This is a genomic window from Facklamia sp. P13069 (genome assembly GCF_050409405.1).
GTDB lineage: Bacteria > Bacillota > Bacilli > Lactobacillales > Aerococcaceae > Facklamia.
The window spans coordinates 1-26172 of record NZ_JBNUPN010000026.1 but is presented as its reverse complement, the minus strand read 5'-3'; the positions used below and the strand labels follow the sequence as shown (position 1 = coordinate 26172).

Sequence of the window (26172 nt, the reverse complement as noted above, 5' to 3'; positions counted from 1 at the left end):
AAGAAACAATTGCTCCCAACCCCCTCAATCGTCGCTTTAGTGCAAAATATCCTCTGCAAAAATTAAACGCTGATGTGACAGCGTTCAAGACAGCCGATGGGCAGAAACTGTATTTAAGGCCTATTATGAAGAACCACTGACAAGTTATAAGAAACTGATGAATAAGATTAATCAATATATTCATCACTATAATCATAGAAGAATAAAACAAAAATTGAGCGGTATGTCTTTGCTTGAATACCGAATCTATACCATTCAATTAACCGTTTAAATACAAACTCCAACTTTTGAGGTTCACATCATTAAAATACTTAAGCATAGTTTTTAATTCTGATTCAAACACGAACATTAAGATAATTAAGCCTTTGTTTGTTTGAATCGAGGTTTATTAAGCACTTTTAATGTGCTACTATGCTTTTGAGGAGGCGATGAAATGGTATCGGTTGGAGTCATTATGGGGTCAAAATCAGACTGGCCTACAATGAAAATAGCCACAGAAGTGCTAACTGAATTTGGAATCGAATTTGAAAAGAAAGTTGTGTCAGCGCATCGTATGCCTGATGAAATGTTTGCTTATGCTAAAGATGCTCACAAGCGAGGTCTACAAGTTATTATAGCAGGTGCAGGGGGAGCTGCTCATCTACCGGGAATGGTTGCAAGTCAAACTACCTTGCCGGTTATCGGTGTGCCTATTAAGAGCTCTACTTTAAATGGATTGGACTCATTACTATCCATTGTTCAAATGCCAGGTGGTGTTCCGGTAGCAACAACAGCTATTGGTAAGGCAGGGGCAAAAAATGCGGGCCTATTAGCTATCCGAATTTTAAGTCTACAAGATGCTTCTTTAGTGCAGAAATTAGAGCAATACCACCGACAGATGCGTCAAATGTCCATAGAAAGTGGGCAAGAACTTGAATAATTACATTAAACCTGGTTCTACTATCGGCATTATCGGCGGCGGACAACTGGGCAAAATGTTGTCCCAATCTGCAAAGCGGATGGGATATCGCGTAGGTATTTTTGATCCAGGACAAAATTGTTCAGCCTCTCAAGTTGCTGACTTTCATTGTCAAGCAGCTTTCGATGATCAAAAAAGTCTAGCTGAATTCGCCCATCACGTCGATGTATTAACTTTTGAATTTGAGAATATTTCTTTGGAGTCGCTTAATAGAATTGTAGAAGAGGGAGCATATCTTCCTCAAGGTTCTTCAATTTTAAGACTTACTCAAGATCGTTTAACAGAAAAAGAGTTTTTAAGAACTAGTGGTGTACCCGTTGCAGATTATTATCCAGTTAGTAGTTATGAAGAACTTAAGCAAGGTCTTGAGCAATTAGATTACCCAGCCGTCTTGAAGACAAGACGCTTTGGTTATGATGGTAAAGGACAAATCATGTTAAAGAGCGAAGACGATATAGAAGAAGCCAAACAGCTTATTGACTCAGCTCCTTGTATATTAGAAGCTTTTGTTCCTTTCGATATGGAGTTATCCCATATGGTCGTAAGGAATAAACAAGGTCAAACGCGTATTTTTCCTTTGTCTGAAAATATTCACTATAATCATATTCTTCATCAGTCGATTGTACCCGCTCGTGTTTGTGAAGCAGTGGCCAATCAAGCCTTTAAGCTGGCAAAAACGATTGCCCATAAACTGAACTTAATTGGAATTGTTTGTATTGAAATGTTTCTAGCCGACGATAAAATTCTAGTGAATGAATTGGCACCTCGACCACATAATTCAGGTCACTATACCATTGAAGCATGTCAGTATTCACAATTTGATTTACATATTCGCTCAATTTGCGGTATGACACTTCCACAAAATAAACTATTATCTCCTGTTGTAATGACAAATATTTTAGGACAAGATCAAGAGATGGTGATTGACCAATGGCCAAATCATCCCGATTGGCACCTCCATCTATATAGTAAGGGGGAAGCGCGTCAAGATCGTAAGATGGGACACATCACTCAGCTTGCTCAAAATCCTGAGAGTATTTTAAAAACATTAAAAAAGATTGACAATTGGTCTTATAAATCATAAAAATCTAAAATTTAAGGAGTTGTTCTTATGTATAAAGTAGAGGTATTCGTAACTTATAAGGAATCAATTTTAGACCCTCAAGGTGAAGCAATTAAAGGTTCTGTTCATCGTATGGGAGTTAACCAGGTTAAAGAAATTCGTCAAGGAAAATACTTTGAATTAAAAATTGAAAAAGGACAAGAAAAAATTGAGACTTTAGTTGAGGAAATCTGTGATAAAATTTTAGCTAATCCGGTAATGGAATCTTATCGTTACACAATTACGGAGGTGGAATAGGATGAAGTTTGCAGTCATTCAATTCCCAGGCTCTAACTGTGATTTAGATGCCTTTCATGCTATCAAAGATGTCATGGGGCAAGAAGTAGAATATGTTAGTCATAAGGCTGATTCCTTAGAAGGTTTTGATGCAGTCCTAGTACCTGGCGGGTTCTCATTTGGTGATTATTTACGCTGTGGTGCGATTGCTTCTCATTCTAACGTGATGCAAGCTGTTAAAGCGTTTGCTAATGAAGGCAAATTAGTCATTGGTATCTGTAATGGGTTTCAAATATTAACAGAAGCAGGACTTCTGCCAGGTGCTTTGATTCGTAACACTTCTTTAAAATTTGTTTCAAAAAAACAGCCTCTAGAGGTTGTAAATGCAGGTTCTGCCTTTACAAATGCCTATGAAGAAGGACAGATTATTACCGTTCCAATCGCTCATGGTGAGGGGAATTATGTCGTTTCAGAAGATGAACTTAAATTATTAGAAGAAAACAACCAAATTCTTTTCCGTTATGCAGGAGAAAACCCGAATGGCTCGATTGCAAATATTGCTGGGATTTCTAATAAAGAAGGCAATGTGATGGCCATGATGCCACACCCAGAACGGGCAGTTGAAGAAATAATTAATGGTACAGATGGTATTGGAGTCTTTCAATCAATGATTAATCACTATCAAACAAAGGCGGTGCAACATGGCTAAATTAAAGGAACTTTCTCCTCAAGAAGTAGAAACAAGTAAAATTTACCGTGATTGGGGATTAAAGGATGAAGAATACTTACATATCAAAGAAGATATTTTAGGACGTCAACCAAATTTTACTGAAACAGGCCTTTATGCTGTGATGTGGTCTGAACACTGTTCTTATAAAAACTCTAAGCAAGTACTTAAGAAGTTTCCAATAGATGGTCCACAAGTTCTTCAAGGACCCGGTGAAGGAGCAGGTATTGTCGATATTGGTGACCAACAAGCTGTTGTTTTTAAGGCTGAGAGTCATAATCACCCGTCTGCTATTGAACCTTATGAAGGAGCAGCAACTGGTGTCGGCGGTATCTTAAGAGATATCTTCTCTATGGGAGCTCGTCCCATCGCATCATTGAACTCCTTACGATTTGGGGAGTTAGATAATGACCGTATGCGCTATTTATTCGAAGAAGTAGTCGCCGGAATTGCTGGATATGGAAATTCAATCGGGATTCCAACAGTAGGCGGTGAAATTGCTTTTGATGATTGTTATAAGGGAAACCCTTTAGTAAATGCGATGTCTGTAGGTCTAATTGACCATGCAGATATGCAAGTAGGTCAAGCCCAAGGAATTGGAAACTCTATTGTTTACGTAGGAGCAAAGACAGGGCGTGATGGTATTCATGGAGCAACTTTTGCTTCAGTAGAATTTGACGATGAAGTGGAATCTGAACGCTCAGCTATTCAAGTAGGAGACCCATTTATGGAAAAACTCCTGATGGAAGCCTGTTTAGAAGTTATCTACAACCATAAAGAAGCTTTAGTGGGTATTCAAGATATGGGTGCGGCTGGTTTAGTTTCTTCGTCTTCAGAAATGGCTGAAAAAGCTGGCACAGGTGTAACTTTAAACCTTGACCTAGTTCCTCAAAGAGAAACGGGCATGATTCCTTATGAAATGATGCTTTCTGAATCGCAAGAACGGATGCTTTTATGTGTCAAGCGTGGTATGGAAGAAGAAATTATCAATGTCTTTAAAGAATATGATCTAGACGCTGTAGTGATTGGTGAAGTTACTGGGGATGGTCAATACCGCTTGATGCATCAAGGTAAAGAAGTAGCTAACTTACCAGTTAATTCGCTAGGAGATGGACCGGTGTATAACAATCAAGGTCAAGTACCAGAGCGTATTCGTGAATGGGCAGATAAGGGACAATTCCAACCACAAATTGATAATGCGACCCAAACATTAAAAGATATCTTACAACAGCCAACAGTCGCTTCTAAAAAAGTAGCTTACGATACTTTCGACTCGCAAGTTCGAACCTCTACTTTAGTCTGGCCAGGCTCAGACGCAGCAGTGGTTAGAATTCGTGGCACTAAAAAAGCGATTGCTATGACTGCTGATTATAATTCACGTTACATCTATCTCAATCCGGAAATTGGTAGCCAAATGGCTGTAGCAGAAGCAGCTAGAAATATCGTAGCTTCAGGTGGAAAACCTTTAGCAATTACTGACTGTTTAAACTTTGGAAGCCCAGAAAAGCCAGAAGTCTTTTATGAATTAGATAAATCAGCTGATGGTATTGCAGCAGCCTGCCGTCAATTAGATACCCCAGTTATTTCTGGTAACGTATCACTTTATAATGAGACAAATGGTCAAGCAATCTATCCTTCTCCAATGATTGGTATGGTTGGATTAATAAAAGATATCGAAAAAGTAACTACTCAATTCTTTAAAGCAGCTGGAGATGCTATTTACATGATTGGTCATACGACAGATGCCTTTAATGGATCTGAATTACAAAAAATGATGCTAGGTAAGATCGAAGGTCCTTTATTTGACTATGATTTAGCAGCTGAAAAGGCCAACCAGGAGACTGTTGCCGCGGCTATCCAAAAAGGATATCTTGCTTCTGCGCATGACCTTTCTGAAGGTGGATTAGCTGTTGCTTTAGCGGAATCAGCATTTAATACGGACTTAGGTCTAGAAGTAAAAGTGGACCTACCAGCTAGTCATTTATTCGCAGAGAACGGTTCACGCTTTATTGTTTCTGTAAGAGCTGATCAAAAAGCAGCGTTTGAAGCTGAATTTAAAGACCAATTCACTTTAATCGGTCAAGTAACCGATAAAGATCGAATTCAAATTCAAGCCAAAGACCAATTTATTGATGCCAAACGCTCAGACTTGCAACAACTATGGGAGGAAGCTATACCATGTCTTTTAAGAGGGAAGTAATCCGAGGCCAAGAAGTCGTCTCTACTGAAATCACCGATGATATATTCGATTTACCCTATGAAGAATGTGGTCTAATAGGTTTATGGAATCAAAAAGATGCCGCATTTGATGCTTACTATGGTCTACATGCCCTTCAACATCGTGGTCAAGAAGGGGCGGGAATTGCTGTCCTTAATGGCGATGAAATGCTAGCTCATCGTGACTTTGGTTTAGTGAATCAAGTTTTTAATCGCCGTCAAAAATTAGAAGAATTACCTGGAGATGCTGCCTTAGGTCATGTACGTTATGCAACTGCCGGTCTTAATGATATTAATAATATCCAACCCCTTGTCTTTCATTTCAATGATGGACCGGTTGCCATGGCTCATAACGGAAACTTAGTCAATGCTCACACTTTAAAAGTGGAACTTGAGAAAAAAGGCTCTATTTTTAATACCACTTCTGATAGTGAAGTAATTATGCATTTGATTCGTCGCTCTCAAAAAGAAAGCTTCATTGAAAAGTTAAAAGAATCTTTAAAGCAAGTGGTAGGAGGTTTTACTTATCTGTTCCTTACTGAAGAAGAATTAATTGGAGTGTGTGATCCCAATGGGTTTAGACCGTTGATTGTAGGAAGAATGCCTAATGGTGGGTATGTAATGGCTTCTGAGTCGTGCGCTTTAGACCAAATTGGTGCTTCTTATCTATTTGATGTGGAACCAGGTCAAGTGGTTTCCATTAATAATGAAGGTATCCAAAAAGAATATTATACAGAAAGCCGTCAACAAGCTATTTGCTCGATGGAGTTTATCTATTTTGCTCGACCGGATTCGAACATACATGGTATCAACGTACATACAGCTCGCAAGAATTCAGGAAAAAAACTAGCCCAAGAACAGCCGGTCGAAGCTGATATTGTAATTGGTGTTCCCAATTCATCACTTTCGGCTGCCTCAGGTTATGCAGAGGAAGCTGGTATTCCTTATGAAATGGGTCTTATTAAGAACCAGTATATTGCACGAACTTTTATCCAACCAACCCAAGAACTAAGAGAGCGGGGTGTAAGGATGAAGCTTTCAGCAGTCCGCAAAGTTGTCGAAGGAAAACGTATTGTGATGGTAGATGATTCCATCGTTCGAGGGACAACGTCTAAAAGAATTGTTGGCTTATTAAAAGCCGCAGGTGCTAAGGAAGTTCATGTACGCATTGCGTCACCCGCACTTAAACATCCTTGTTTTTACGGTATTGATATTTCGAATACGCGCGATTTAATTGCGGCCAACCATACACTAAAAGAAATTGAAAAGATTATCGATGCTGATTCATTAGCCTATCTCAGTGAAGAGGGTTTAGTTTCGGCTATTGACCTTCAATCAGATGCTCCTTATAAAGGATTATGTATGGCATACTTTAATGGAGATTATCCGACAGCTCTACATGATTTTGAAAAAGAATATCTTGCAGAATTAGAACGCATTGTTGAAGATTAATGATTAGGAGGAAATAAGTTGACGAAGGAAAATGCTTATAGTCGTGCAGGAGTAGACGTGCACGCTGGATATGAAGCGGTTAAAAGAATGAAAAAGCATGTCGAAAGAACCATACGTCCTGAAGTGTTAACTCATTTAGGTGGCTTTGGTGGAGTGTTTGATCTTTCAAAATTTTCATATCAAGAACCGGTTTTAGTAAGTGGAACAGACGGGGTCGGTACCAAATTAATGGTCGCTATTCAAGCAGGAAAATACGATACAATTGGTATCGATTGTGTAGCCATGTGCGTCAATGATGTGGTGGCTCAGGGTGCAGAACCTTTATTTTTCCTTGACTACATTGCGGTGGGTAAAAATGATCCTCAAGTAGTCGAGCAAATAGTAGCAGGGGTTGCTGAAGGTTGTGTTCAAGCAGGAGCTGCTTTAGTGGGTGGAGAAACAGCTGAAATGCCTGGTATGTATGACGAGAAAGATTTTGATGTGGCAGGATTTACTGTCGGAATAGCCGAGAAAAAAGAATTGCTTACGGGTAATCAGGTCAAGGCAGGAGATGTTCTAATTGGTTTAGCTTCATCAGGCATTCATTCCAATGGTTTCTCTTTAGTCCGTGACATCTTCTTCAATCAACATGATTATCAATTATCGGAGCCAGTTTTAGAAGGCGCTGACCAAAGCTTAGCTGAAGCTTTATTAGTTCCAACAAAAATCTATGTCAAAACGGTCATGCCATTGGTTAAAGATGGTTTAATTAACGGAATAGCCCATATTACAGGTGGAGGGTTTGTCGAAAACTTACCACGGATGATGCAAGAGGATTTAGCTTGTGAGATTAATTTAGGCTCTTGGCCAGTGTTACCAATCTTTAATCAAATGCAAGCTTTAGGAAAAATTGAATCCTTAGAAATGTATGAAATTTTTAACATGGGGATTGGTATGGTCCTAGCAGTAGATGTTGAAAAAGTAGTGGAAGTAAAACAAAGATTAGACCAACTTGGAGAAAACGCCTATGAAATTGGTCAAGTGGTTGAGAAAAGAGATAAAGAAGTTATTTTCAACTAGTAAGGAGGGGAAGGATGAAAGTTGCAGTATTTGCATCAGGGTCAGGTTCTAATTTTCAGGCTTTAGTGGAATCATGCCAGGATCGACCTGACATTGAATTTGTCTTATTATTTTCAGACTATCATCAAGCTTATGCATTGGAAAGAGCAAACAAATTGGGCATAACTACTTTAGTGGCCAGTCCAAAAGACTTTAATACTCGAGAAGACTATGAAAATTTTCTATTAATACAGATGCAGGATTATCAGATTGATTACATTCTATTAGCAGGTTACATGCGTGTCATTGGTCCACCTTTATTAGAAGCTTATCCTGATCGAATACTCAATATTCATCCTTCACTGCTTCCTGCTTTTCCTGGTCGGCACGGCATCGCTGATGCCTACCGAGCTGGGGTTAAAGAAACAGGAGTGACTGTTCATTTAGTGGACCAAGGAATCGATACAGGCAGAATTTTAGGTCAGAAGAAAGTTTTGATTGAAGAAGGCGAAAAATTAGTGGATCTTGAGGAAAAGATCCATCAAGTAGAACATCAATTATATCCTCAAGTTGTAAAAGAATTTCTTAAAGGAGTGGAGTAAATTGTCACGTGCATTAATAAGTGTTTCGGATAAAACGGGTCTGCTACCAATGGCGAAAGCCTTAATTGCTCAAGGAGTTGAGATTATCTCAACAGGAGGGACCAAACGTTTTCTTGATGAAGCTGGACTTAAGACAACGGCTGTTGAGGAAGTGACTAATTTTCCTGAAATGATGGATGGCAGAGTGAAGACCTTGCATCCAAAAATTCACGGAGCTTTACTGGCTTTAAGAGATAATAAAGACCATCAACTAGCGGTTAAAAATCACGAAATTGAGTACATCGATTTTGTTATTGTTAATCTTTATCCATTTAAGCAAACAATTAAAAAAGCAGAAGTGACTTTAGCAGAAGCAATTGAACAGATTGATATTGGAGGACCGAGTATGATCCGTTCTGCAGCTAAAAATTATCAATCTGTCACCGTTGTTGTAGATCCAAGAGACTATGCTGTTGTCATTGAAGAATTAGAAAGTCAAGGTCAGACTAAGGCTGTTACTCGTCAACGATTGGCTCAAAAAGTGTTTGCTCACACGGCAGCTTATGATGCTTTGATTGCCAGTTATTTGGCTAATCAAATTGCTGAAGTGGAAGAAGAAGGTCAAATTGCACCAGTTGAATCACTTACCTTAACTTATGATCGGATGTATGATTTAAGATATGGTGAGAATGCTCATCAAAAAGCAGCTGTCTACCAAAAACCAATCACATCTTCTTATGCTATTACTCATGCCAAAGTTTTAAATGGTAAGCCTTTATCTTATAATAATCTACGCGATGCAGATGCCGCTATCAAAATGATCCGCGAATTTCCAGATCAAGCATGTGCAGTGGCAGTTAAACACATGAATCCTTGTGGTATAGCGGTTGCTGAAACAATAGAGATAGCTTTTAATCGATGCCGTCAAGCAGATCCAATTTCTATTTTTGGAGGCATTGTGGTTGTGAATCGGACCTTAACAATTAAATTAGCTGAAACGCTTCATTCCATGTTTCTTGATGTTATTATTGCGCCTTCTTTTGAAGAGGGAGCTTTAGAAATCCTCAAGCAAAAAGTGAATGTGCGTGTACTTCAATTAGACATGGATGACCTTTCAATGGATGCTGAAGAAATAACTTCGATAAGTGGAGGACTTTTAGTTCAAGAAGCTGATAGTTTAGTAGAAGATTCTGAACAATGGCAGCAAATGGGGACAGTTTCAACTTCTAATGAAAAAAGAGCGGCTTTATCATTTGCCTGGAGAGTGGTTAAGCATGTTAAATCAAATGCCATTGTTGTGGCTGATGGTCAGCAGACTTATGGTGTAGGTGCAGGTCAGACTAACCGTGTAGGAGCTGCTAAAATTGCTTTGGATCATGCTAAAGAATTAGGTGCCGACTTTTCTAAGATGGTATTAGCTTCAGATGCCTTTATACCAATGACAGATACAATTGAGTTAGCCCATCAATATGGTGTTCAGGCAATTGTACAACCAGGTGGTTCCATTGGTGATAAGGAAGTAATTGCCAAAGCCGATGAATACGGTATTGCTATGTTAGCGACCAAAGTCCGTCATTTCCGTCATTAAGAGAAAGAGGTAATCATGAAATTATTAGTTATTGGTAGTGGAGGACGCGAACATGCGATTGCCTATCATTTGTTAAAAAGTCCCCTAGTCGAATCGGTTTTTTGTGCTCCTGGCAATCCAGGTATGAAAGTAGATGGCATAAATTGTGTAGACATCGCTGAGAATGCTTTTGAAGACTTAATCAATTTTGCCAAACAAGAACAAATTGATTGGACTTTTGTAGGTCCGGAAGGACCTTTATTTGAAGGAATTGTTGACCATTTTACCCAAGCAGGTCAAATTGCTTTTGGGCCAAGTAAAGCTGCTGCTCAAATCGAAGGTTCTAAATTGTTTGCCAAAAAATTAATGCAAAAATATAAGATTCCAACTGCCCAGTATGCTAGTTTTACTGAGCAAGAGGCTGCACTCGCTTATTTGAATAACCAGTCGACTCCGATTGTAGTTAAAGTCGATGGGCCAGCTGCAGGTAAAGGAGTTACCGTTGCTTTAAGTAAAGAAGAGGCAGAGAATGCGATTAAATTAGCTTTTGAAAAAGATCCAGCAAAGCAAAGAATCGTAATTGAAGAATGTTTGCTTGGACCAGAGTTTTCAATCTTTTCAATGGTTTATAAAGGTAAAGTTTGCCACTCTTTGCCAGCTAGAGATCATAAACGTTTATTAGATGGTAATCTGGGGCCTAATACAGGCGGTATGGGAGCATTTGCCCCCGTTGAAGATATCTCAGAAGAACTATATCAAGAAACCCTTCGAACGATTGTAGAGCCTACTTTAGTGGCTATGGATAAAGAGGGGACTCCTTTTAATGGTGTTTTATACACAGGGCTAATGAACACAGCTGAAGGACCAAAAGTGATTGAGTTTAACGCACGTTTCGGTGATCCAGAAACCCAGGTCGTCTTGCCTTTATTGAAAACAGATTTTGCAGAATTGATCAATGACTTGCTGCATGGTCGTGAGACCCAAGTGGAGTGGAGGGAAGAAAAAGCATGCATGGGAGTTATCTTAGCGGCTGAAGGTTACCCACAAAATCCTACACGTGGGATTGAGTTTTCATTAAAGTCTTCTATGGATGAGACTATGAAAATCTACTATGCAGGAATTTCTTCTTACCGCCCACTTGTTTCTAGCGGGGGAAGAATTGCCATGGTTACTTGTTTAGCTGACACAAAGCAATTAGCACAAGACAAAATATATGAGTATCTATCAAAACAAGCACTCGATCAAATTTATTACCGTAAAGACATAGGGGTCAACTTGCTTAAGCCATAGCATTCCTTTAGAATGAAAATATCGGTTTTCAATCGACTTTCATTTTAAGGATATAAATTAGGAGGTTGGCTATGGACTTTATTTCAGATATCGTCACACAATTCCGAACGGAAATTGATATTATTCAGCTATCACAAGATATTTTGATTAGCTTATTTAAAATCATTTTCTCAGTCATTCTACTTTACACTTTAAAAAAAGTTTTAATTAAAATGATTGAGAGTTACTTTCTGGGTAAAAGGTCTTCACGTATTCGCTTTGCTAAAAAAGCACGCAATCATACAATTAGTCGTTTATTGACTAACTTGGTTCAATATCTTTTTTATTTCTTTTTAGCCTACACGGTCTTAAGTATCATGGGTGTTCCAGTTGGTACTTTAGTAGCTGGGGCTGGAATTGTCAGTTTAGCCATTGGTTTGGGTGCTAAAGATTTAGTCTCAGATGTTGTTAATGGTTTCTTCATTCTCTTGGAACACCAATTTGATGTTGGGGATGCGGTAGATATTAATGGCTACAGTGGAACCGTTTATTCCATTGGTTTAAGAAATACGGTCGTCCGTGATTACAATGGAATTCATCATTTCATTCCCAACGGCAGTATTACTCAAATGTCCAATCTCTCACTCAATAGTATCCGTGTGGATATTGATTTGTTCATTTATCCTGAACAAAATATAGATCAGCTTGAAGCTCGGCTTCAAGAAATCTATTTAAAAGTGCCACAAGATGATCAGTTGATTTTACGTGCTCCAGAATTTTTAGGAGTCTTTCGTGACTCACAAGGACGTTTGATTTATAAAATAAGGATATGGTCCAAGAGTGTTGATGACATGTTAGTCGTTCAAGCTAGATACTATAAAGCTTTTATCCAAGGCTTATCTGAAGCTAAGGTGAAATTAGCCATGGGTAATCAAGAGCGAGTTCAAGTAGCATTAAATGAAGAACAGTTCATGGAAGCAGAATAAATAATAGCCAAATAAAAAGCTGACCTCATTTGAGGTTAGCTTTTTATGTATAAACCTAATATTTAAGCTTTGTTAACTGAAGCATCGTAAATACCATCGATGGCTTCTTTAATAGTTTGATTGAACTCTTCATCACTTTGACTGGCTCTTAAATCTTGTGAAAGAGCACGGGAGAATGAAGCGATGCAGTTAGGTGTTTTCTTCAAGCGGGCATTAGCTTCCTCGGTAGGATATCCACCTGATAAAGCAACGACTCTTACCATATTTGGATGGTTGGCAATTTCTTCATAGGTAGAAGGCTTAGTAGGGATAGTAATTTTGAGCATCACTAATTCATTTTCTTCCAATTTGTTTAAGTGAGCCAGAATCTCTTCAGCTAATTTTGCTTCGATCTTTTCTTTATCTTCTGCATGAATATTTACTTCAGGTTCGATAATTGGAACGAGTCCTGCAGCAATAATTTGTTTAGCAATTTCAAATTGTTGATCAACAACTGCTTTAATTCCGACTTCAGAATATGAATTAATAGTAGAACGCATTTTTGTTCCAAAAATATGACGCTCATTAGCTCTTTCTAACAATTCATCAAGAAGGGTGATAGGTTTCATTAGTTGAACACCATCTGCTTCTTCCATGAGTCCTAAGTCCACTTTAAGGAAAGGAACTACTTTTTTCTCTTCCCAAAGATAGTCAGCTGTTTTTTTGCCTTCAACTTCACGATCGATTGTTTGTTCAAATAAAATAGCGCCTAAGATTTTTTCGTTGCTAAAAGAAGGGGCAGTCATGATACGTCTACGCATTTCATGAACTTTATCAAACATTTCATCTTCATTTGAATATTGGTCCTCGTTTACTCCGTATGCCTTTAAAGCTTTTGGTGTGGATCCACCAGATTGATCAAGCGCAGCGATAAAACCTTTGCCGTTTTTAATTTGTTCAAATTGTTGTGAATTCATTCCATTACTCCTTTACGTTTACTATGCTTATGATAGCTTTAAATCTTAAAATATGCAATCTATTTCATTTTAATCGATAAGGTAAGTGCCTTCTTCAGTCACCACCAGGTCAACTTGTTTGTCATGGTCTTCTGTAGGAATGTCATCGTATTGTAATTGGGCATAATAAGGTAGAACTAAATAGGCATTTTTAGCTCTAAGTAAGTAACGATCATAGTAGCCTCCGCCATAACCAAGGCGCTCGCCACGATTATTGCAAGTTACGCATGGCATAATGATAAGGTCGATGTCTTCTGGTTCAAGTCTTTGACTGATTTTTTCTGGCTCTAAGATTCCAAAAGCGGATCTTTCTAGAGGAGAATTTTCTTTATATACTAAGGCTTCCATGACACGACCAGGGAAAACTCGAGGAATACCCACTGTTTTTCCGTCTTTCCATGCTCTTTGAATGATGGGATGAGTGTTCATTTCTTCATCAGTAGAATAATAAACCATCATCTTTTTTGCTTTTTTATATTCATCCAGTTGGAAAAGCTGTTGATAAATTTTTTCTTCGGCAAAGCGACGATATTCACTTGAAAGCTGGGCTCTTTTTGCAAAAATTTCTTTTCTTAATTCTGTCTTACTCTTCATTTTGAACCTCCTAATAAAATACTTATTATAATTATACCATTAGTTTATAAAAGATAAATCAACTGCTTTCTACTTGTATACTTTTAAATTACAATGATAATAAAAGAAAGAGGTGTTTTTATGTATCAATTAGCTGATTTAAAAGAAATCGCAGCCGATTGGACAGCTTGTTTAGACAAGCAAGAACAATCGCTTGTCCTGAATCAATTAAACAATTATTTAAACCAGGAAGAGGCTGTCATATATCCACCAGCAGTAGAAGTTTTTAAAGCTTTAGAGCTGTGTCCATATTTTGATACTAAGGTAGTTATTATTGGACAAGATCCTTACCATGGTCCTAATCAAGCCAACGGCTTGGCTTTTTCAGTGAATGAGGGCCAGTCAGTGCCTCCTTCTTTGAAAAATATTTTTAAAGAATTATCAGATGATCTCAAAGTCCCTATCCGAAAAGAAACAGACCTGTCAGACTGGGCGAGACAAGGAGTGCTGTTATTAAATCGCGTGTTAACCGTCAGAGCAGGTGAAGCGAACTCTCACCAAGGAATCGGATGGGAATTCGTCACCAACCAAATCATTCAATGCCTTAATCATCATCCAAACTCTCTTATATTTATTCTCTGGGGTAAAAAAGCACAATCACTTGAAAAGTTGATAGATCGTTCCAAGCATCGAGTGATCAAGTCCAGTCACCCGAGCCCCCTAGCAGCCTATCGTGGTTTTTTTGGATCCAAGCCTTTTTCGAAAACCAATTCCTTTTTAATTGAAAAAGGCTATCAGCCTATCAAGTGGGCACCTTAGCTAAAACTATAACTAGGTGAAAAAAGTAAGCGTAATCCAAGCAATCAAATTATTGATAAAATGAAAACTCATGGATGCCGCTACATTGGCTTGATACTTCCAATAAAAATAAGTGAGACCTAAAGTCAACGGAAGATAGATGACAGCATCTGCTAAAGTAGCCATGTGCGCTCCTGTAAATAGTAAAATCGATAAGATTGTCATTGACCATTTGAACGATTTGCCTTTGTGGACTGAGGGACCGATGATGGCTTGACGAAAGATTAGTTCTTCCACAAAAGGAGCAAAAATAACTAACATAAAGAAAGTAAAATAACTAGGAACGTTCCCAATTAAATCCTGGATGGCTTGTTGATTAGCCCCCATACCCTCCAAGTCTATATAAGGCTCAATTAGACTAAGTAGGATAATACGTACAATGCCAATAATTAAGAAGCAAAGGATAGTTTTACCTAAAAGACTCTTCCAACTAGTTTGCTGGAGTAATCGCTGCCATTGATCCATTGTATATTTTCCATACAAGTACCAAGCAACAAAGCAAATAATTAGCATACTGACTAGTAAAACCCATGGTATCGACTCTTCTGCCACACCTAAGGCAAGAGCAATAGCGGGGGTGATAAGATAGAAAAGGATATAAGTAAAAAGTAATTTCCAAGCTCTATTTTTCATAATAACCTCCTAAAATTTTGATAATATTATTATATCTTATCCTACTAAAAAGACTAGTCTATCTAATGCTGAATGATTTTGATATTTTTCAAGATAAGTTGCTTGTATGCTATAATAAGTTGATTGTAAAAAAGGGGTAGAGACTATGAAAGAACTAAGTATACAAAATCTATCAAAATCATATGGTGTGAAGCAATTGATCGACCAAGTCGATTTTTCAATCCGAACAGGTGATCGAGTGGGGCTTATTGGACCGAATGGAACTGGAAAATCTTCTTTTTTAAGAGTAATTGCAGGAATCGATAGTTATGATAATGGTCAAATTAAAGCCCCTAATCAATATGAAATTGCCTATCTGGAGCAAAACCCTCGTTTAGATCCAGATAAAACCATCCTAGAAACGGTTTATGATTCAAAAGCAGCGGATATTCAATTGTTATTAACTTATGAAAAATGCCGCATGGAGTTAGAGGCTGACCCAACCAATCATTTCTTACAAGATCAATTCACCAAATTATCAGATGAAATGACCTTGAAATCTGCTTGGGAAGTTGAGATATCGGCTAAGTCTATTCTGACCCAATTAAAAATCTATAATCTAAATAAAAGGGTTGGAGAATGTTCAGGGGGCCAGCAAAAACGGATTGGGATCGCTCAAGTCTTAATTGCTGAACCGGATCTTTTAATTTTAGATGAGCCGACCAATCATTTAGACGTAGAGTCAATCCAATGGTTGGAAAAATATTTAGCTTCTTACAAAGGTGCTTTATTACTAGTCACTCATGATCGCTACTTCTTAGAACGCTCAGTCAATAAAATTATTGAATTACAATATGGACGCATTACTGAGTTTGAAGGCAATTATCAGACTTATTTAACTAAAAAGGCTGAATTGATCGAAATGCAAGCCAAACAAGCCCAAAAACAAGATCGGCTCTACTTACAAGAACTCGCCTGGATGCGTCAAGGCGCTCAGGCCAGATCAACCAAACAACAAGCTAGAATTGATCGCTTTAACCAATTGAAGGATTCGATCGGCCTAAGAGACCAATCTCAAGATGCTATTGATTTTAATTTTTCACAACAGCGGATGGGTAATCAAATTATTGAATTAGAAGACCTTACAGTCGAAATTGCTGATAAGATTATCATTAACGGTCTAACTAAGACATTTGTTAAGGGCGATCGTTTGGGAGTTGTGGGTCCTAACGGAGTGGGGAAATCAACTTTCTTAAATTGCTTGGCAGGCTTGCATCCACTTAAAAAGGGTATATGTCGGTTAGGACAAACAGTTAATATCGCTTATTATCGTCAATTAGATGAAGATTTGCCACAAGCTATGCGTATCTTAAGCTATTTAACCCAAGTAGCGGATCAGTTTAAACGTCCAGACGGTTCAAGAGTTTCAGCTGCGCAAATGTTAGAGCGTTTCAATTTTCCCAAAGAGAGTCATGGTTCACTGATACAGTCACTTTCTGGTGGAGAAAAAAGAAGACTTTACTTATTAACCCTCTTAATCCAAGAACCCAATGTTCTTTTATTGGATGAGCCAACCAATGACTTAGATATTGAGACTTTAAATACTTTAGAAGACTATATAGAATCTTTTGAAGGCGTAGTGATTATTGTTTCTCATGATCGTTATTTTTTAGATAAGACAGTCGATCAATTACTGGTCTTAAAAGGAGAAGGGAAGTTTGACTTATACTGGGGAAGCTTTTCAGAATACTTAGAAACTAAGGATAATCATATTGAGAATGAAGCAAAACCAAGTAAGCAAGCCAACAAAGAAAACGCTCAAAAGTCTCAATTAAATAAAAAAAAGCGAATGACCTATCATGAAAAACAAGAATGGCAAGGTCTTGAAGAACGGATAGTCGAGTTAGAAAGCCAAATAGAGCAAAAGCAAAAACTGATGGAAGAACATTCAGAAGATGCTGGTAAGCTAATGGATCTTCATACTGAAATTGAGTTTCTAGAAGCTAACTTACTAGAACTTTATGAACGCTATGACTATTTAAGTGATTTGGACCAATAGGAGGTAGACGGATGAAACAATATCAAGAACTGATCAGTCATATTCTAGACCATGGTGACAAAAAGTCCGATCGCACAGGAACTGGTACGCTATCAACTTTCGGTTATCAAATGCGATTTGATCTCAGTAAAGACTTTCCTCTTTTGACTACTAAACGGGTGCCTTTTGGTCTAGTTAAATCGGAATTAATGTGGTTTTTAAAGGGGGATACCAATATTAAATATTTATTAATCCATAACAATCATATTTGGGATGAATGGGCCTTTGAAAACTATACGCAATCAGCTGACTACAAAGGAGTGGACATGACTGATTTTGGTCGACGTATCCTAGAAGATAAAGAATTTGCAGAAAACTACCAGATGGAGATGTCTAGTTTTCAAGCTAATATTATAGCTAGCAATCAGTTTGCGGCTAAGCATGGTGACTTAGGTCCTATCTATGGCAAACAATGGCGATCTTGGGAGGCGAATGGTGAAACCATCGATCAAATTCAGCAGGTCATTGAATCTCTTAAAGATAATCCAGATTCTAGAAGGCATATCGTAACGGCATGGAACCCTGCAGCTATTGATAAAGCGGTCTTACCACCTTGTCATTGCTTCTTTCAATTCTATGTTAGTAAAGGCCGTTTATCCTGTCAGCTTTATCAACGCTCAGCAGATGTGTTCTTAGGCGTTCCTTTTAATATTGCTTCTTATGCTTTATTAACCCATTTAATCGCCAAAGAAACTCATTTACAGCCGGGTGAATTTGTTCATGTTTTAGGGGATGCCCATTTGTATTTAACCCATTTAAAGGCAGCACGGACTCTTTTAGAGCGTTCTCCACGTTCGCTTCCCCAGCTTAACATTTCAGATTTTCAATCTATCGATCAATTGAATTTGAATCAGATTCAGATTGAAAACTACCATCCACATCCAACAATTAAAGCAGCTATCTCAGTTTAGTAAATAGGAGGAGAAATGATGATTACATATGTTTATGCCCAAGATTTAAAAGGCGCAATTGGTTATCAAAAGGACTTACCATGGCATTTACCTAACGACCTCAATTTTTTTAAAGAAGTTACCATGGGACATACTCTGTTGATGGGGAGAACGACTTTCGAATCAATGGACCGTAGAGTTTTACCAGGTCGCAAGACGGTTGTATTAACCAGTCAAGAAGATTATGGTCAAGATATTGCACAGCTGAACTTGGTACATAGTGTAGAAGATGTCTTAGAGCTAGCAAAAGATCAAGAATTAATGGTTATTGGAGGAGCAGGTGTTTTCAAAACTTTGATGGACCACGTCGATAAGATTGTGCGTACCGTCATCGAAGGAGAGTTTCCTGCAGATACCTATATGGCGGATATTGATCAAGAAAAGTTCCGTTTGGATAAGCTGGTTGAAGTTCCTGCAGATGCAGATAATGAATACCCTCATCGTTTTGAGTGGTGGGTGAGAAAATAAATGACTGATTTTACCACTTTTAAAGCAATTGGCTGCATTGGTTGTGGCAATATGGGATCAGCGATTATAAAGTCTCTTTCGACTAACTTTTCCAATTTAGCCTTTTACTTATATGATAAAGACAATTATAAAAGTCAAAGCTTGGCTAAGGACTGTGGTGAGAGTGTTGAAGCAGTAAATAGTCTTGAAAAACTTTTAGCTTCTGCTCAAATCTTTTTTATCGGAGTCAAACCGAAAGACTTAAATATCTTGTTGGACTCCCTTAATTCTATTGAATTACTTGATTCTAAATTATGGATATCGATGGTAGTGGGTAGGTCATTAAGTAGTATTCAAAAGTTACTTCCTCAAGGGCATCATCTTATCCGCATAATGCCTAATACCCCTGTTGCCATCGGACAAGGTTATGTTTCTTATTGTTACCAGAAAGAAAATTTCAATGACCAAGTAATTAATGAATTTAAGAACTTATTACAACCCTTGGGACATCTTCAGTTGATCGAAGAAAGCTTATTTGGTGTTGCTTCTGCTATTGCAGGATCAGGTCCTGCCTTTATCTACCAGTTGATTGAAGCTATCAGTGATGCCGGCGTTTATTATGGCTTGAACCGTCAGCAAGCCATCGATATGGCGGCTAAAACAGTGGCTGGTGCCGGTCAGATGGTCCTGGAAAGTCATCAACATCCTGCTCAATTAAAAGACGCTGTGACCAGTCCTAAGGGTACGACCATTGCCGGTGTTAGAAGTTTAGAAGCGAATGGATTTCGATCGGCTATATTTGAAGCTATTTCAGCAACCGTAGAGAGAACATAAGAATAAATCCATCTCCTATTCTTTTTAGAATGAGAGATGGATTTTATTGATTGAAGTTTATAGGTATTGAAAAATTGAGTAAAACATTAAACCTGCTCCTAAAATAACAAAGAGGTGCCAAACAACGTGCATCCAGCGATTAGATTTCATAGAATAAAATATCGTACCAAGAGAATAGGCGATCCCACCTAGAGCCAGATAAATTATTCCCCAAAGGTCTATTGATTTAAAGAGGGGATAAATAATTAATAGGCATAGCCATCCTAATGCTAAATAAAGATAGGTCGATAACTTTGGAAAACAGTCGATAGCAAAGACTTCAAATACAATCCCTGCTATTGCCAACATCCAGATGAGAGCAAGAAAGAGATAAGCCAAGTGATTATTAAGAGCTATCATGAGATAGGGAGTATAAGTTCCGGCAATTAATAAATAGATCGCTGAATGATCCAGTTTTTGTAAAACACGTCGATATTTACTGTGGGAAAAAGAATGGTAGAGGGTTGAATTAGTAAAAAGGGCCACCAAAGAAAAGCCATAAACGATATAGGCAATCATATCGATGCTGGATCTTTGAGCTAATCCTTTTTTAATGAGTATATAAGTCCCAAGCAAAGATAAAGCAGCAGCGATTCCATGAGTGATAGCATTCCAAGTTTCGACTTGTTTGAATGAATGACTACTTCTAGATGGTGTCATTGTCGGATTGGACGAAGATGAATTAAACATTTAATCGGCTCCTTCTTTTATACTAATTCAATTATACTTAAGTTAGGGTTTAGATGAAAGAAAAGTCGGTTTATGGAATAATTGATTTATTTATTAGGATTACAAATGCTATAATAAAAATAATTCCACGAAACCCAGAGTATTTAACTTTATCAAAGAATGATCTTTAAAGAATAGGAGGTCTAGGATGGGACCTAGTTTTTATGAATTTATAATGCGATATGCTGATGAAGCTGCCAATGATCCCATGAGTCGCTTAGCCAATGCAGTCAGTAACGACATTGCTTTTCCCAAGCAAAGTCATGATTTTCAAGAAATATCTGATTATTTAGAAAAAAATAGTCACTATTCAAGACTATTAAGTATTTTTGATGATGCCTGGCACCAATATCAATATGCAATTTAAAGGAGAGATTTAATGAGTACACATATTCAAGCCCACTATGGGCAAATAGCCCCGATAGTTCTGTTTCCCGGTGATCCCTTAAGAGCAAAATATATTGCTGACCAATTTTTAGAAAATGTTATTCAATATAACGAAGTGCGCAATATGTTTGGCTACACAGGAGATTACCACGGTATAAAAGTATCGGTTCAAGGATCTGGAATGGGGATGCCATCAGCTATGATCTATGCAGAGGAACTTTACCGTGACTATGATGTGCAAACAATTATTCGGGTAGGATCTGCCGGTGGTATGCAAGAAAATGTTAAAGTTAGAGACATAGTCTTAGCCCAAGGAGCTACAACCGATTCTTCAGCTTTAAGTAATATTTTTAAAGGACAAGTTTCCTATGCTGCACTTGCTGATTTTCAAAGTCTTGATCACGCTTATCATTTGGCACAAACAAAAGTAGGAGACCGGGTTCATGTAGGGAATGTACTTTCTAGCGATCGTTTTTATAATGATGAGTTAGATAAAGAAAAATTAGCTCAATATGGTGTTCTAGCAGTTGAAATGGAAGCAGCCGGACTTTATGCCGTGGCAGCAAAATATCAGCGCAGAGCTTTAGCTATTTGTACGATTTCTGACCATCTATTAACTGGTGAAGAGACAACCGCTCAAGAGCGTGAACAAACCTTTACAGACATGATGGAAATAGCTTTAGAAACAGCTTTAAAATTGGATTAAACAATAGAAAGAAGGGAGATGAAATGATTTTTAAATGCAAATTTATCAAGAAGCAAAAAAACAACCTTCTTCAGTGGACTCAAGATAAATGGCTTTGCCTTTTTTTAATCTTTTCGCTTTTTGCTTTGGTTATGAATTATAAAGCGCTTCCGATTTCAGCTATGGGAAAGCTATTTGGCAGTCCTTCAGTTGAAAAAGAAGATCAATTAACCAAAGAAGATTTAGCGATTATCCAAGAAGTTTATAATTCTTTACAAATCAATTATATTGAGGAATTAGATAAAGAAAAGCTTTTAGAAGGAGCTCTAAAAGGCATGGTGGATGCGGTGGATGATCCCTATTCTGAATTTTTAAACCCTACTGAAATAACGCCTTTTGATGATTCTCTGGAAGGATCCTTCACCGGTATAGGGGTTCAATTTATGTTAAAAGATAGTTTGCCTACGGTTATAGCTCCGATTGACGGAACTCCCGCTGCAAAAGCAGGTATCAAAGCCAATGATATTATTCTAAAAGCCGATGATGTGGATCTTCAGGGATTAGACACCAGTGAAATCGTGCAAAAGATTCGTGGACCCTTGGGGTCTGAGATCACTTTAACGATCAAGAGAGGTCAATCAACCTTTGAAGTAACTATGATTCGAGAAGAAATTCCTCTTACTACGGTCGACTATGAACAAGATGATGAATATGACCAAGTGGGAGTCGTTAAAGTGAGTCAATTTGCTTCATCAACTTATGAAGAAATGGTATCGGCCGTTAAAGACTTACGGTCAAAAGGTGTCGATCGCTTTATTTTTGATTTCCGCTATAATCCTGGAGGAATGTTGGAAACAGCTTTACAAGTTAGTAATATGTTCTTAGATGATGATCAAGTCATTATGCAAACAGATGATCGTCTGAGTGAGCCGTTTGAGTATGTGGCTTCTGACGAGCGCTATGGTGATTTTCAAATTACAGAGCCTTATGTATTATTAATCGATGAAGGCTCGGCTTCAGCTAGTGAAATATTAGCTGCTGCCATTAAAGAAAATACGGATGCCCCTGTGATCGGGGTGACTTCTTTCGGAAAAGGGACGGTTCAAAGAATGATTTCAGAATCCTCATATGGGGAATTAAAATTAACCGTAGCAAAATGGCTTACACCTAGTGGGGGGTGGATTCATGAGAAAGGAATCGAACCTGATCAAGTGGTAGAAGCACCAGAAGTCGCTAATACGATTGTGTTAAATCAAGAAGAAGATTTAAAAATAGGCGATGCTTCCGAATACGTTCAATCAGCTAGTTTAATGTTACAAGCATTGGGTTATCAAGAGGAAAAAACGGCTTATTTTAGTCCTGAAATGGAAGAAGCTGTAAGGAACTTTCAAAAGGACTTTAAGCTAGAAGTAAACGGTGTTATTGACTCAGCAACCAGTGACAAATTGGTTGAAGAAACGCGAGCTTATTTAGAAGCAGAAGACCCACAATATCAAGCAGCTATCGAGGCCTTATTAGGAGAATAAGATGGGGAAATTTTTTAAAACAATTCTAATAGAGTTCGTAAATATCATTTTTGTGATTCTTGCTGCTTTGTTTCTCTTTTTAGCTGTACGTAACTATCTTGCACAGCCCTTTCAAGTTGAAGGTAAATCAATGAATCCCACTCTTTATCAAGCAGACCATTTGATAATGTGGAAACAATTTGATTTAGACCGTTTTGACATTGTTGTCTTTCCTGATCCTATGGGTTCTGGCAGAACCTATGTGAAGCGTTTAATTGGCCTTCCAGGAGATTCGATTGTAGTAAGAGAAGATCAGTTATTCATCAATGATCAGTTGATTGAAGAACCTTATTTGGAGCCGGCTAAATCTAATATGGAGACAAATTATACTGAAGACTTCACTCTATGGGAAATAACAGGTGATCCGCTTATTCCAGAAGGTAAAGTTTTTGTGATGGGTGATAACCGACCTGGTTCGGGAGACAGTCGCCAATTTGGTTATGTCGATATTGATGAAATTGAAGGAGAAGCTAACTTTATTTATTATCCTCTTGATCGAATAGGAAAAGTAGGGAAACTGCAAGCTATAGAATAAAGAGTCTATTAAAAAGGAGGGATAAATTGAATCAGATTCAGTGGTTTCCAGGCCATATGGCAAAGGCTAAAAGGGAAGCAAAGGAAAAACTTAATTTAGTGGATTTAGTAATTGAATTGGCAGATGCTCGCATACCTGAATCCAGCCGTAATCCTGTGATTACAGAAATTATTAATCAGAAACCTTCAATTCTGGCTTTAAATAAAGCAGATTTAGCTGACCCCAATTTAACTAAACATTGGATTCAACACTATCAAGAACAAGGTCAAATTGCTTTAGCAATTGATGCTCAGCATCAATTGGGTTTGAATGAACTTAAGAAGGCCTGCAAAGACTTAATGGTAGATTTTTTTGCCAAACAAAAAGCTAAAGGGGTAAAACCTAGAGCGATTCGTCTGATGATTTTAGGCATCCCCAATGTCGGCAAGTCAACGCTCATTAACCGCTTTGTCGGAAAAAATCAAGCACAAACTGGCAATAAACCAGGGGTTACTAAAGCGCAGCGGTGGCTAAAAATTGGGAAAGAGTTTGAATTACTAGATACGCCTGGTATCTTATGGCCTAAGTTTGAAGATCCCTTGACGGGTTATCACTTAGCCTTAACCGGAGCCATTAAAGACCAATTAGTCGAAATGCAGGAGCTATCTTTAGTGTTGATCGGTCATTTAGAACAATTTTACCCTGGTTTATTAAAAGAATTTTATCATTTAGAAGACTATCATCAAGAGATGGCTGCGGCTGAAATTTTAACTAGTTTGACACAGACATTAAAACTGGATCAAGACTATACCCAAGCAGCTGAGCGATTAATATTTGATTTTCGTCAACATAAATTGGGTTCGATTACACTCGATCGTCCGATTGAGAGGGTTAACATTGAAACAAACCATTAAAGAAATCAAAGCGCAGCTAAAAACAATTGAAGACCTTGAAGATGTTTACCTCAATCAATTAAAAGAAGATCCTAGAAAAGGAGTTCAAGAGCTAGTAAGACGTCATAAACGAGTGTTAATTGCTTATAACCAACGTTATCAAGCTTATCAAAAACGCCTAGACTTTGATCGCCAATTATTGGATGCTAACCAGTCTTTTGTGCTTGCAGGAGTTGATGAAGTGGGGAGAGGTCCGATAGCTGGTCCAGTAGTAGCAGCGGCAGTTATTTTACCTCAAGATACCAGTGATTGGGTGGACGTCAATGATTCGAAAACCTTAACGCATCAAAAGCGTTCAGACTTAGCTGAAATGATAAAACAACAAGCTAAAGCTTATGCCATCACAAGCGTATCTCCTCAAGCGATTGATCGCATTAATATTTATGAGGCCAGTCGTATGGCCATGAAAGAAGCTGTTCTAAAGCTCAACAAAGCAGTGGATTTTGTTGTCGTAGACGCCATGAAATTAGATTTACAGATTCAACAAAAAGCAGTGGTGAAAGGTGATCAACGCTCACTTTCCATAGCTGCTGCTTCTATTATTGCCAAGGTCCATCGTGACCAGCTGATGGTGGATTATGCAAGATGGTATCCAGAATATGGTTTTGACCAGCACATGGGCTATCCAACTAAGAAACATCTGGTTGCGTTAGAACAATACGGCTACACGGCTATTCATAGACAATCCTTTAGTCCTGTTCAAAAAATTAATAAATTCTATGGTTCGTAAGTTGGCCAAAATTTTAAAGAGCAAGTATTGAAAAATATTTGCTCTTTTGTATGTCTTAAAGCTTTTAATGAGGATCGCAGAGCACTTATGGCCTAAATACTTTGTATCTTAAGGGTAAAAGCTTAAGGAGTGTAGGCCATGATAAAAAGAGAGTTAATCTATTTACAGATGAAAGGCGTTAAATACCGTCATTTGTGGCATTATTTTAAAGTTAGACAAAATCTCTCTCGTCAAGCAAGTGTTCATTATTTACTTATTAATAACATGTGGTCATTTAAGGAAGAGGCACTCTTCAAGGATTGGGAAAGTTGTCAAGAGATTCTAACTAATATAGAAAAGCAAGCGATTCTCTTTGGTGAAAAATCCTATCCCTATCGCTGGCTTCAGCTTCCCCAACCACCTATTTTGTTTTTTTATAGAGGAGATCTTAACCTTTTAAATCGACCTTTAGTTGCGATTGTTGGATCTAGAAAACTATCGGCTTATGGAAAAAAAAGCGCACAAAAAATTAGCAAGGCACTAACTAAAGCGAGCTTTGTGATTGTTTCAGGTTTGGCTAAAGGAGCGGATTTTATTTCGCATAAGGCTTGTATGAGTGAAAAAGAAGGGAGAACCATCGCTATTGTTGCCAATGGCTTTGAGCATTATTATCCCAAAGAACATCATCAGCTCCAAGAACAAATAGCAAGCAGTCATTTGTTATTAAGTGAGTACCTACCCCATCAAGCTATTCGAAAGTATCAATTTATTGCAAGAAATCGTTTGGTGGCTGGACTATGCCCCGTAGTGATTGTCATTCAAGCAGCCAAGAAATCGGGCTCATTAATTACTGCTAATTATGCCTTGGAATATAATAGTCAAATTTATGCTTTACCTGGACCCATCGATGACCCGCAATCTTATGGATGCAATCACTTAATACAAGCAGGGGCAAGACCGATTGTCGATTTGGACCAATTAATAGAAGAGATAGCTCTAGATTATCAACGGCAAAAGATAAAATAAAGAGTATTCATGTCAACCGTAAATGAAAATGTCCTGAAATTTTAAAAATTTGCGGGATAAAACT

The 26172-nt window shown here is 38.0% G+C and carries 27 protein-coding genes and 1 pseudogene; 24 read left to right on the top strand and 4 right to left on the bottom strand.

Annotation, left to right across the window (positions count from 1 at the left end; translation table 11 throughout):
• Positions 1-133: 133 nt before the first annotated feature.
• The 12 genes and pseudogenes from ACQV2T_RS07910 to ACQV2T_RS07855 all read left to right on the top strand — a co-directional run.
• A pseudogene (locus ACQV2T_RS07910) lies at positions 134-271 on the top strand (IS3 family transposase); the annotation flags it as partial.
• Positions 272-433: 162 nt separating this feature from the next.
• On the top strand, positions 434-919 hold the full coding sequence (gene purE / locus ACQV2T_RS07905) for a 5-(carboxyamino)imidazole ribonucleotide mutase (protein WP_428873449.1): 486 nt from the start codon (positions 434-436) through the stop codon (positions 917-919).
• Positions 912-2042: a 5-(carboxyamino)imidazole ribonucleotide synthase gene (gene purK / locus ACQV2T_RS07900; RefSeq protein WP_428885034.1), complete on the top strand. Its 1131-nt coding sequence runs from the start codon at positions 912-914 to the stop codon at positions 2040-2042. Before purE ends, purK begins: the two co-directional genes overlap by 8 nt.
• A gap of 27 nt (positions 2043-2069) precedes the next feature.
• Positions 2070-2318: a phosphoribosylformylglycinamidine synthase subunit PurS gene (gene purS / locus ACQV2T_RS07895; RefSeq protein ID WP_428873447.1), complete on the top strand. Its 249-nt coding sequence runs from the start codon at positions 2070-2072 to the stop codon at positions 2316-2318.
• 1 nt (position 2319) lies between these two features.
• Positions 2320-3006: a phosphoribosylformylglycinamidine synthase subunit PurQ gene (gene purQ, locus ACQV2T_RS07890; protein ID WP_428873445.1), complete on the top strand. Its 687-nt coding sequence runs from the start codon at positions 2320-2322 to the stop codon at positions 3004-3006.
• Positions 2999-5224: a phosphoribosylformylglycinamidine synthase subunit PurL gene (purL, locus tag ACQV2T_RS07885; RefSeq protein ID WP_428893484.1), complete on the top strand. Its 2226-nt coding sequence runs from the start codon at positions 2999-3001 to the stop codon at positions 5222-5224. The genes purQ and purL overlap by 8 nt, the downstream gene beginning before the upstream one ends.
• The gene (gene purF / locus ACQV2T_RS07880) at positions 5203-6693 is read left to right on the top strand and encodes an amidophosphoribosyltransferase (RefSeq protein ID WP_428873442.1); all 1491 of its coding nucleotides are present in this window, start codon (positions 5203-5205) and stop codon (positions 6691-6693) included. The genes purL and purF overlap by 22 nt, the downstream gene beginning before the upstream one ends.
• 18 nt (positions 6694-6711) lie before the next feature.
• On the top strand, positions 6712-7752 hold the full coding sequence (gene purM, locus ACQV2T_RS07875) for a phosphoribosylformylglycinamidine cyclo-ligase (protein ID WP_428893483.1): 1041 nt from the start codon (positions 6712-6714) through the stop codon (positions 7750-7752).
• Between the two features lie 14 nt (positions 7753-7766).
• Positions 7767-8333 (top strand): phosphoribosylglycinamide formyltransferase, encoded by a 567-nt coding sequence (gene purN / locus ACQV2T_RS07870; RefSeq protein WP_428873440.1) that lies wholly within the window; start codon positions 7767-7769, stop codon positions 8331-8333.
• Position 8334: 1 nt separating this feature from the next.
• The gene (gene purH, locus ACQV2T_RS07865) at positions 8335-9900 is read left to right on the top strand and encodes a bifunctional phosphoribosylaminoimidazolecarboxamide formyltransferase/IMP cyclohydrolase (protein ID WP_428893482.1); all 1566 of its coding nucleotides are present in this window, start codon (positions 8335-8337) and stop codon (positions 9898-9900) included.
• Positions 9901-9915: 15 nt separating this feature from the next.
• Positions 9916-11169, top strand: coding sequence for a phosphoribosylamine--glycine ligase (gene purD / locus ACQV2T_RS07860; RefSeq protein ID WP_428875217.1), 1254 nt, complete (start codon positions 9916-9918; stop codon positions 11167-11169).
• Between the two features lie 71 nt (positions 11170-11240).
• On the top strand, positions 11241-12134 hold the full coding sequence (locus ACQV2T_RS07855; protein WP_428873436.1) for a mechanosensitive ion channel family protein: 894 nt from the start codon (positions 11241-11243) through the stop codon (positions 12132-12134).
• Between the two features lie 62 nt (positions 12135-12196).
• On the opposite strand, the gene ACQV2T_RS07850 is transcribed toward ACQV2T_RS07855, so the two are convergent.
• Together ACQV2T_RS07850 and ACQV2T_RS07845 are read right to left on the bottom strand one after the other, a co-directional pair.
• Positions 12197-13090 (bottom strand): fructose bisphosphate aldolase, encoded by an 894-nt coding sequence (locus tag ACQV2T_RS07850; RefSeq protein ID WP_428873435.1) that lies wholly within the window; start codon positions 13088-13090, stop codon positions 12197-12199.
• A gap of 69 nt (positions 13091-13159) precedes the next feature.
• The gene (locus tag ACQV2T_RS07845) at positions 13160-13723 is read right to left on the bottom strand and encodes a 5-formyltetrahydrofolate cyclo-ligase (RefSeq protein WP_428876262.1); all 564 of its coding nucleotides are present in this window, start codon (positions 13721-13723) and stop codon (positions 13160-13162) included.
• A 120-nt stretch (positions 13724-13843) separates the two neighbouring features.
• Between ACQV2T_RS07845 and ACQV2T_RS07840 the strand changes: the two genes are divergently transcribed.
• Complete coding sequence (locus tag ACQV2T_RS07840; protein WP_428885038.1) at positions 13844-14521, top strand: uracil-DNA glycosylase; 678 nt, start codon at positions 13844-13846, stop codon at positions 14519-14521.
• A 12-nt stretch (positions 14522-14533) separates the two neighbouring features.
• Here the strand turns inward: ACQV2T_RS07840 and ACQV2T_RS07835 are convergent, their stop codons facing one another.
• Complete coding sequence (locus ACQV2T_RS07835; RefSeq protein ID WP_428873432.1) at positions 14534-15193, bottom strand: lysostaphin resistance A-like protein; 660 nt, start codon at positions 15191-15193, stop codon at positions 14534-14536.
• A gap of 145 nt (positions 15194-15338) precedes the next feature.
• Here ACQV2T_RS07835 and ACQV2T_RS07830 point away from each other — a divergent pair, with 145 nt between their 5' ends.
• Genes ACQV2T_RS07830 through proC form a run of 4 tightly spaced genes read left to right on the top strand, consistent with a single transcriptional unit; the run spans position 15339 to position 19501 of the window.
• Complete coding sequence (locus ACQV2T_RS07830) at positions 15339-17231, top strand: ABC-F family ATP-binding cassette domain-containing protein (RefSeq protein ID WP_428875213.1); 1893 nt, start codon at positions 15339-15341, stop codon at positions 17229-17231.
• A gap of 11 nt (positions 17232-17242) precedes the next feature.
• Positions 17243-18181, top strand: coding sequence for a thymidylate synthase (locus ACQV2T_RS07825; protein WP_428875212.1), 939 nt, complete (start codon positions 17243-17245; stop codon positions 18179-18181).
• 15 nt (positions 18182-18196) lie between these two features.
• Complete coding sequence (locus ACQV2T_RS07820; protein WP_428893481.1) at positions 18197-18688, top strand: dihydrofolate reductase; 492 nt, start codon at positions 18197-18199, stop codon at positions 18686-18688.
• Positions 18689-19501, top strand: a complete 813-nt coding sequence (proC, locus tag ACQV2T_RS07815) for a pyrroline-5-carboxylate reductase (protein WP_428893480.1) — start codon at positions 18689-18691, stop codon at positions 19499-19501.
• Positions 19502-19558: 57 nt separating this feature from the next.
• On the opposite strand, the gene trhA is transcribed toward proC, so the two are convergent.
• Positions 19559-20230 (bottom strand): PAQR family membrane homeostasis protein TrhA, encoded by a 672-nt coding sequence (trhA, locus tag ACQV2T_RS07810; protein ID WP_428875208.1) that lies wholly within the window; start codon positions 20228-20230, stop codon positions 19559-19561.
• Positions 20231-20417: 187 nt separating this feature from the next.
• Here trhA and ACQV2T_RS07805 point away from each other — a divergent pair, with 187 nt between their 5' ends.
• From ACQV2T_RS07805 to dprA, 7 genes are all read left to right on the top strand, one after another.
• Entirely contained in the window at positions 20418-20636 is a 219-nt protein-coding gene (locus tag ACQV2T_RS07805; protein ID WP_428873423.1) for a YozE family protein, read from the top strand.
• 12 nt (positions 20637-20648) lie between these two features.
• On the top strand, positions 20649-21362 hold the full coding sequence (gene deoD / locus ACQV2T_RS07800; protein WP_428873422.1) for a purine-nucleoside phosphorylase: 714 nt from the start codon (positions 20649-20651) through the stop codon (positions 21360-21362).
• A gap of 131 nt (positions 21363-21493) precedes the next feature.
• A complete protein-coding gene (locus ACQV2T_RS07795) occupies positions 21494-22867 on the top strand; it encodes a S41 family peptidase (RefSeq protein ID WP_428873421.1) in 1374 nt (457 codons plus the stop codon).
• Between the two features lies 1 nt (position 22868).
• Positions 22869-23441, top strand: a complete 573-nt coding sequence (lepB, locus tag ACQV2T_RS07790; RefSeq protein WP_428892633.1) for a signal peptidase I — start codon at positions 22869-22871, stop codon at positions 23439-23441.
• A 26-nt stretch (positions 23442-23467) separates the two neighbouring features.
• Complete coding sequence (gene ylqF / locus ACQV2T_RS07785) at positions 23468-24334, top strand: ribosome biogenesis GTPase YlqF (protein WP_428873418.1); 867 nt, start codon at positions 23468-23470, stop codon at positions 24332-24334.
• Positions 24318-25103 (top strand): ribonuclease HII, encoded by a 786-nt coding sequence (locus ACQV2T_RS07780; protein ID WP_428873417.1) that lies wholly within the window; start codon positions 24318-24320, stop codon positions 25101-25103. Before ylqF ends, ACQV2T_RS07780 begins: the two co-directional genes overlap by 17 nt.
• Positions 25104-25241: 138 nt before the next feature.
• Positions 25242-26108 (top strand): DNA-processing protein DprA, encoded by an 867-nt coding sequence (gene dprA / locus ACQV2T_RS07775; protein WP_428893479.1) that lies wholly within the window; start codon positions 25242-25244, stop codon positions 26106-26108.
• Positions 26109-26172 lie beyond the last annotated feature (64 nt).

Excerpts from the sequence above, each read along its gene's own strand:
- purE (WP_428873449.1), top strand. The coding sequence starts at position 434 with ATGGTATCGGTTGGAGTCATTATGGGGTCAAAATCAGACTGGCCTACA.
- purS (WP_428873447.1), top strand. The coding sequence starts at position 2,070 with ATGTATAAAGTAGAGGTATTCGTAACTTATAAGGAATCAATTTTAGAC.
- purQ (WP_428873445.1), top strand. The coding sequence starts at position 2,320 with ATGAAGTTTGCAGTCATTCAATTCCCAGGCTCTAACTGTGATTTAGAT.
- purL (WP_428893484.1), top strand. The coding sequence starts at position 2,999 with ATGGCTAAATTAAAGGAACTTTCTCCTCAAGAAGTAGAAACAAGTAAA.
- purF (WP_428873442.1), top strand. The coding sequence starts at position 5,203 with ATGTCTTTTAAGAGGGAAGTAATCCGAGGCCAAGAAGTCGTCTCTACT.
- purN (WP_428873440.1), top strand. The coding sequence starts at position 7,767 with ATGAAAGTTGCAGTATTTGCATCAGGGTCAGGTTCTAATTTTCAGGCT.
- purD (WP_428875217.1), top strand. The coding sequence starts at position 9,916 with ATGAAATTATTAGTTATTGGTAGTGGAGGACGCGAACATGCGATTGCC.
- ACQV2T_RS07855 (WP_428873436.1), top strand. The coding sequence starts at position 11,241 with ATGGACTTTATTTCAGATATCGTCACACAATTCCGAACGGAAATTGAT.
- ACQV2T_RS07850 (WP_428873435.1), bottom strand. The coding sequence starts at position 13,090 with ATGAATTCACAACAATTTGAACAAATTAAAAACGGCAAAGGTTTTATC.
- ACQV2T_RS07845 (WP_428876262.1), bottom strand. The coding sequence starts at position 13,723 with ATGAAGAGTAAGACAGAATTAAGAAAAGAAATTTTTGCAAAAAGAGCC.
- ACQV2T_RS07840 (WP_428885038.1), top strand. The coding sequence starts at position 13,844 with ATGTATCAATTAGCTGATTTAAAAGAAATCGCAGCCGATTGGACAGCT.
- ACQV2T_RS07835 (WP_428873432.1), bottom strand. The coding sequence starts at position 15,193 with ATGAAAAATAGAGCTTGGAAATTACTTTTTACTTATATCCTTTTCTAT.
- ACQV2T_RS07830 (WP_428875213.1), top strand. The coding sequence starts at position 15,339 with ATGAAAGAACTAAGTATACAAAATCTATCAAAATCATATGGTGTGAAG.
- ACQV2T_RS07825 (WP_428875212.1), top strand. The coding sequence starts at position 17,243 with ATGAAACAATATCAAGAACTGATCAGTCATATTCTAGACCATGGTGAC.
- ACQV2T_RS07820 (WP_428893481.1), top strand. The coding sequence starts at position 18,197 with ATGATGATTACATATGTTTATGCCCAAGATTTAAAAGGCGCAATTGGT.
- proC (WP_428893480.1), top strand. The coding sequence starts at position 18,689 with ATGACTGATTTTACCACTTTTAAAGCAATTGGCTGCATTGGTTGTGGC.
- trhA (WP_428875208.1), bottom strand. The coding sequence starts at position 20,230 with ATGTTTAATTCATCTTCGTCCAATCCGACAATGACACCATCTAGAAGT.
- ACQV2T_RS07805 (WP_428873423.1), top strand. The coding sequence starts at position 20,418 with ATGGGACCTAGTTTTTATGAATTTATAATGCGATATGCTGATGAAGCT.
- deoD (WP_428873422.1), top strand. The coding sequence starts at position 20,649 with ATGAGTACACATATTCAAGCCCACTATGGGCAAATAGCCCCGATAGTT.
- ACQV2T_RS07795 (WP_428873421.1), top strand. The coding sequence starts at position 21,494 with ATGAATTATAAAGCGCTTCCGATTTCAGCTATGGGAAAGCTATTTGGC.
- lepB (WP_428892633.1), top strand. The coding sequence starts at position 22,869 with ATGGGGAAATTTTTTAAAACAATTCTAATAGAGTTCGTAAATATCATT.
- dprA (WP_428893479.1), top strand. The coding sequence starts at position 25,242 with ATGATAAAAAGAGAGTTAATCTATTTACAGATGAAAGGCGTTAAATAC.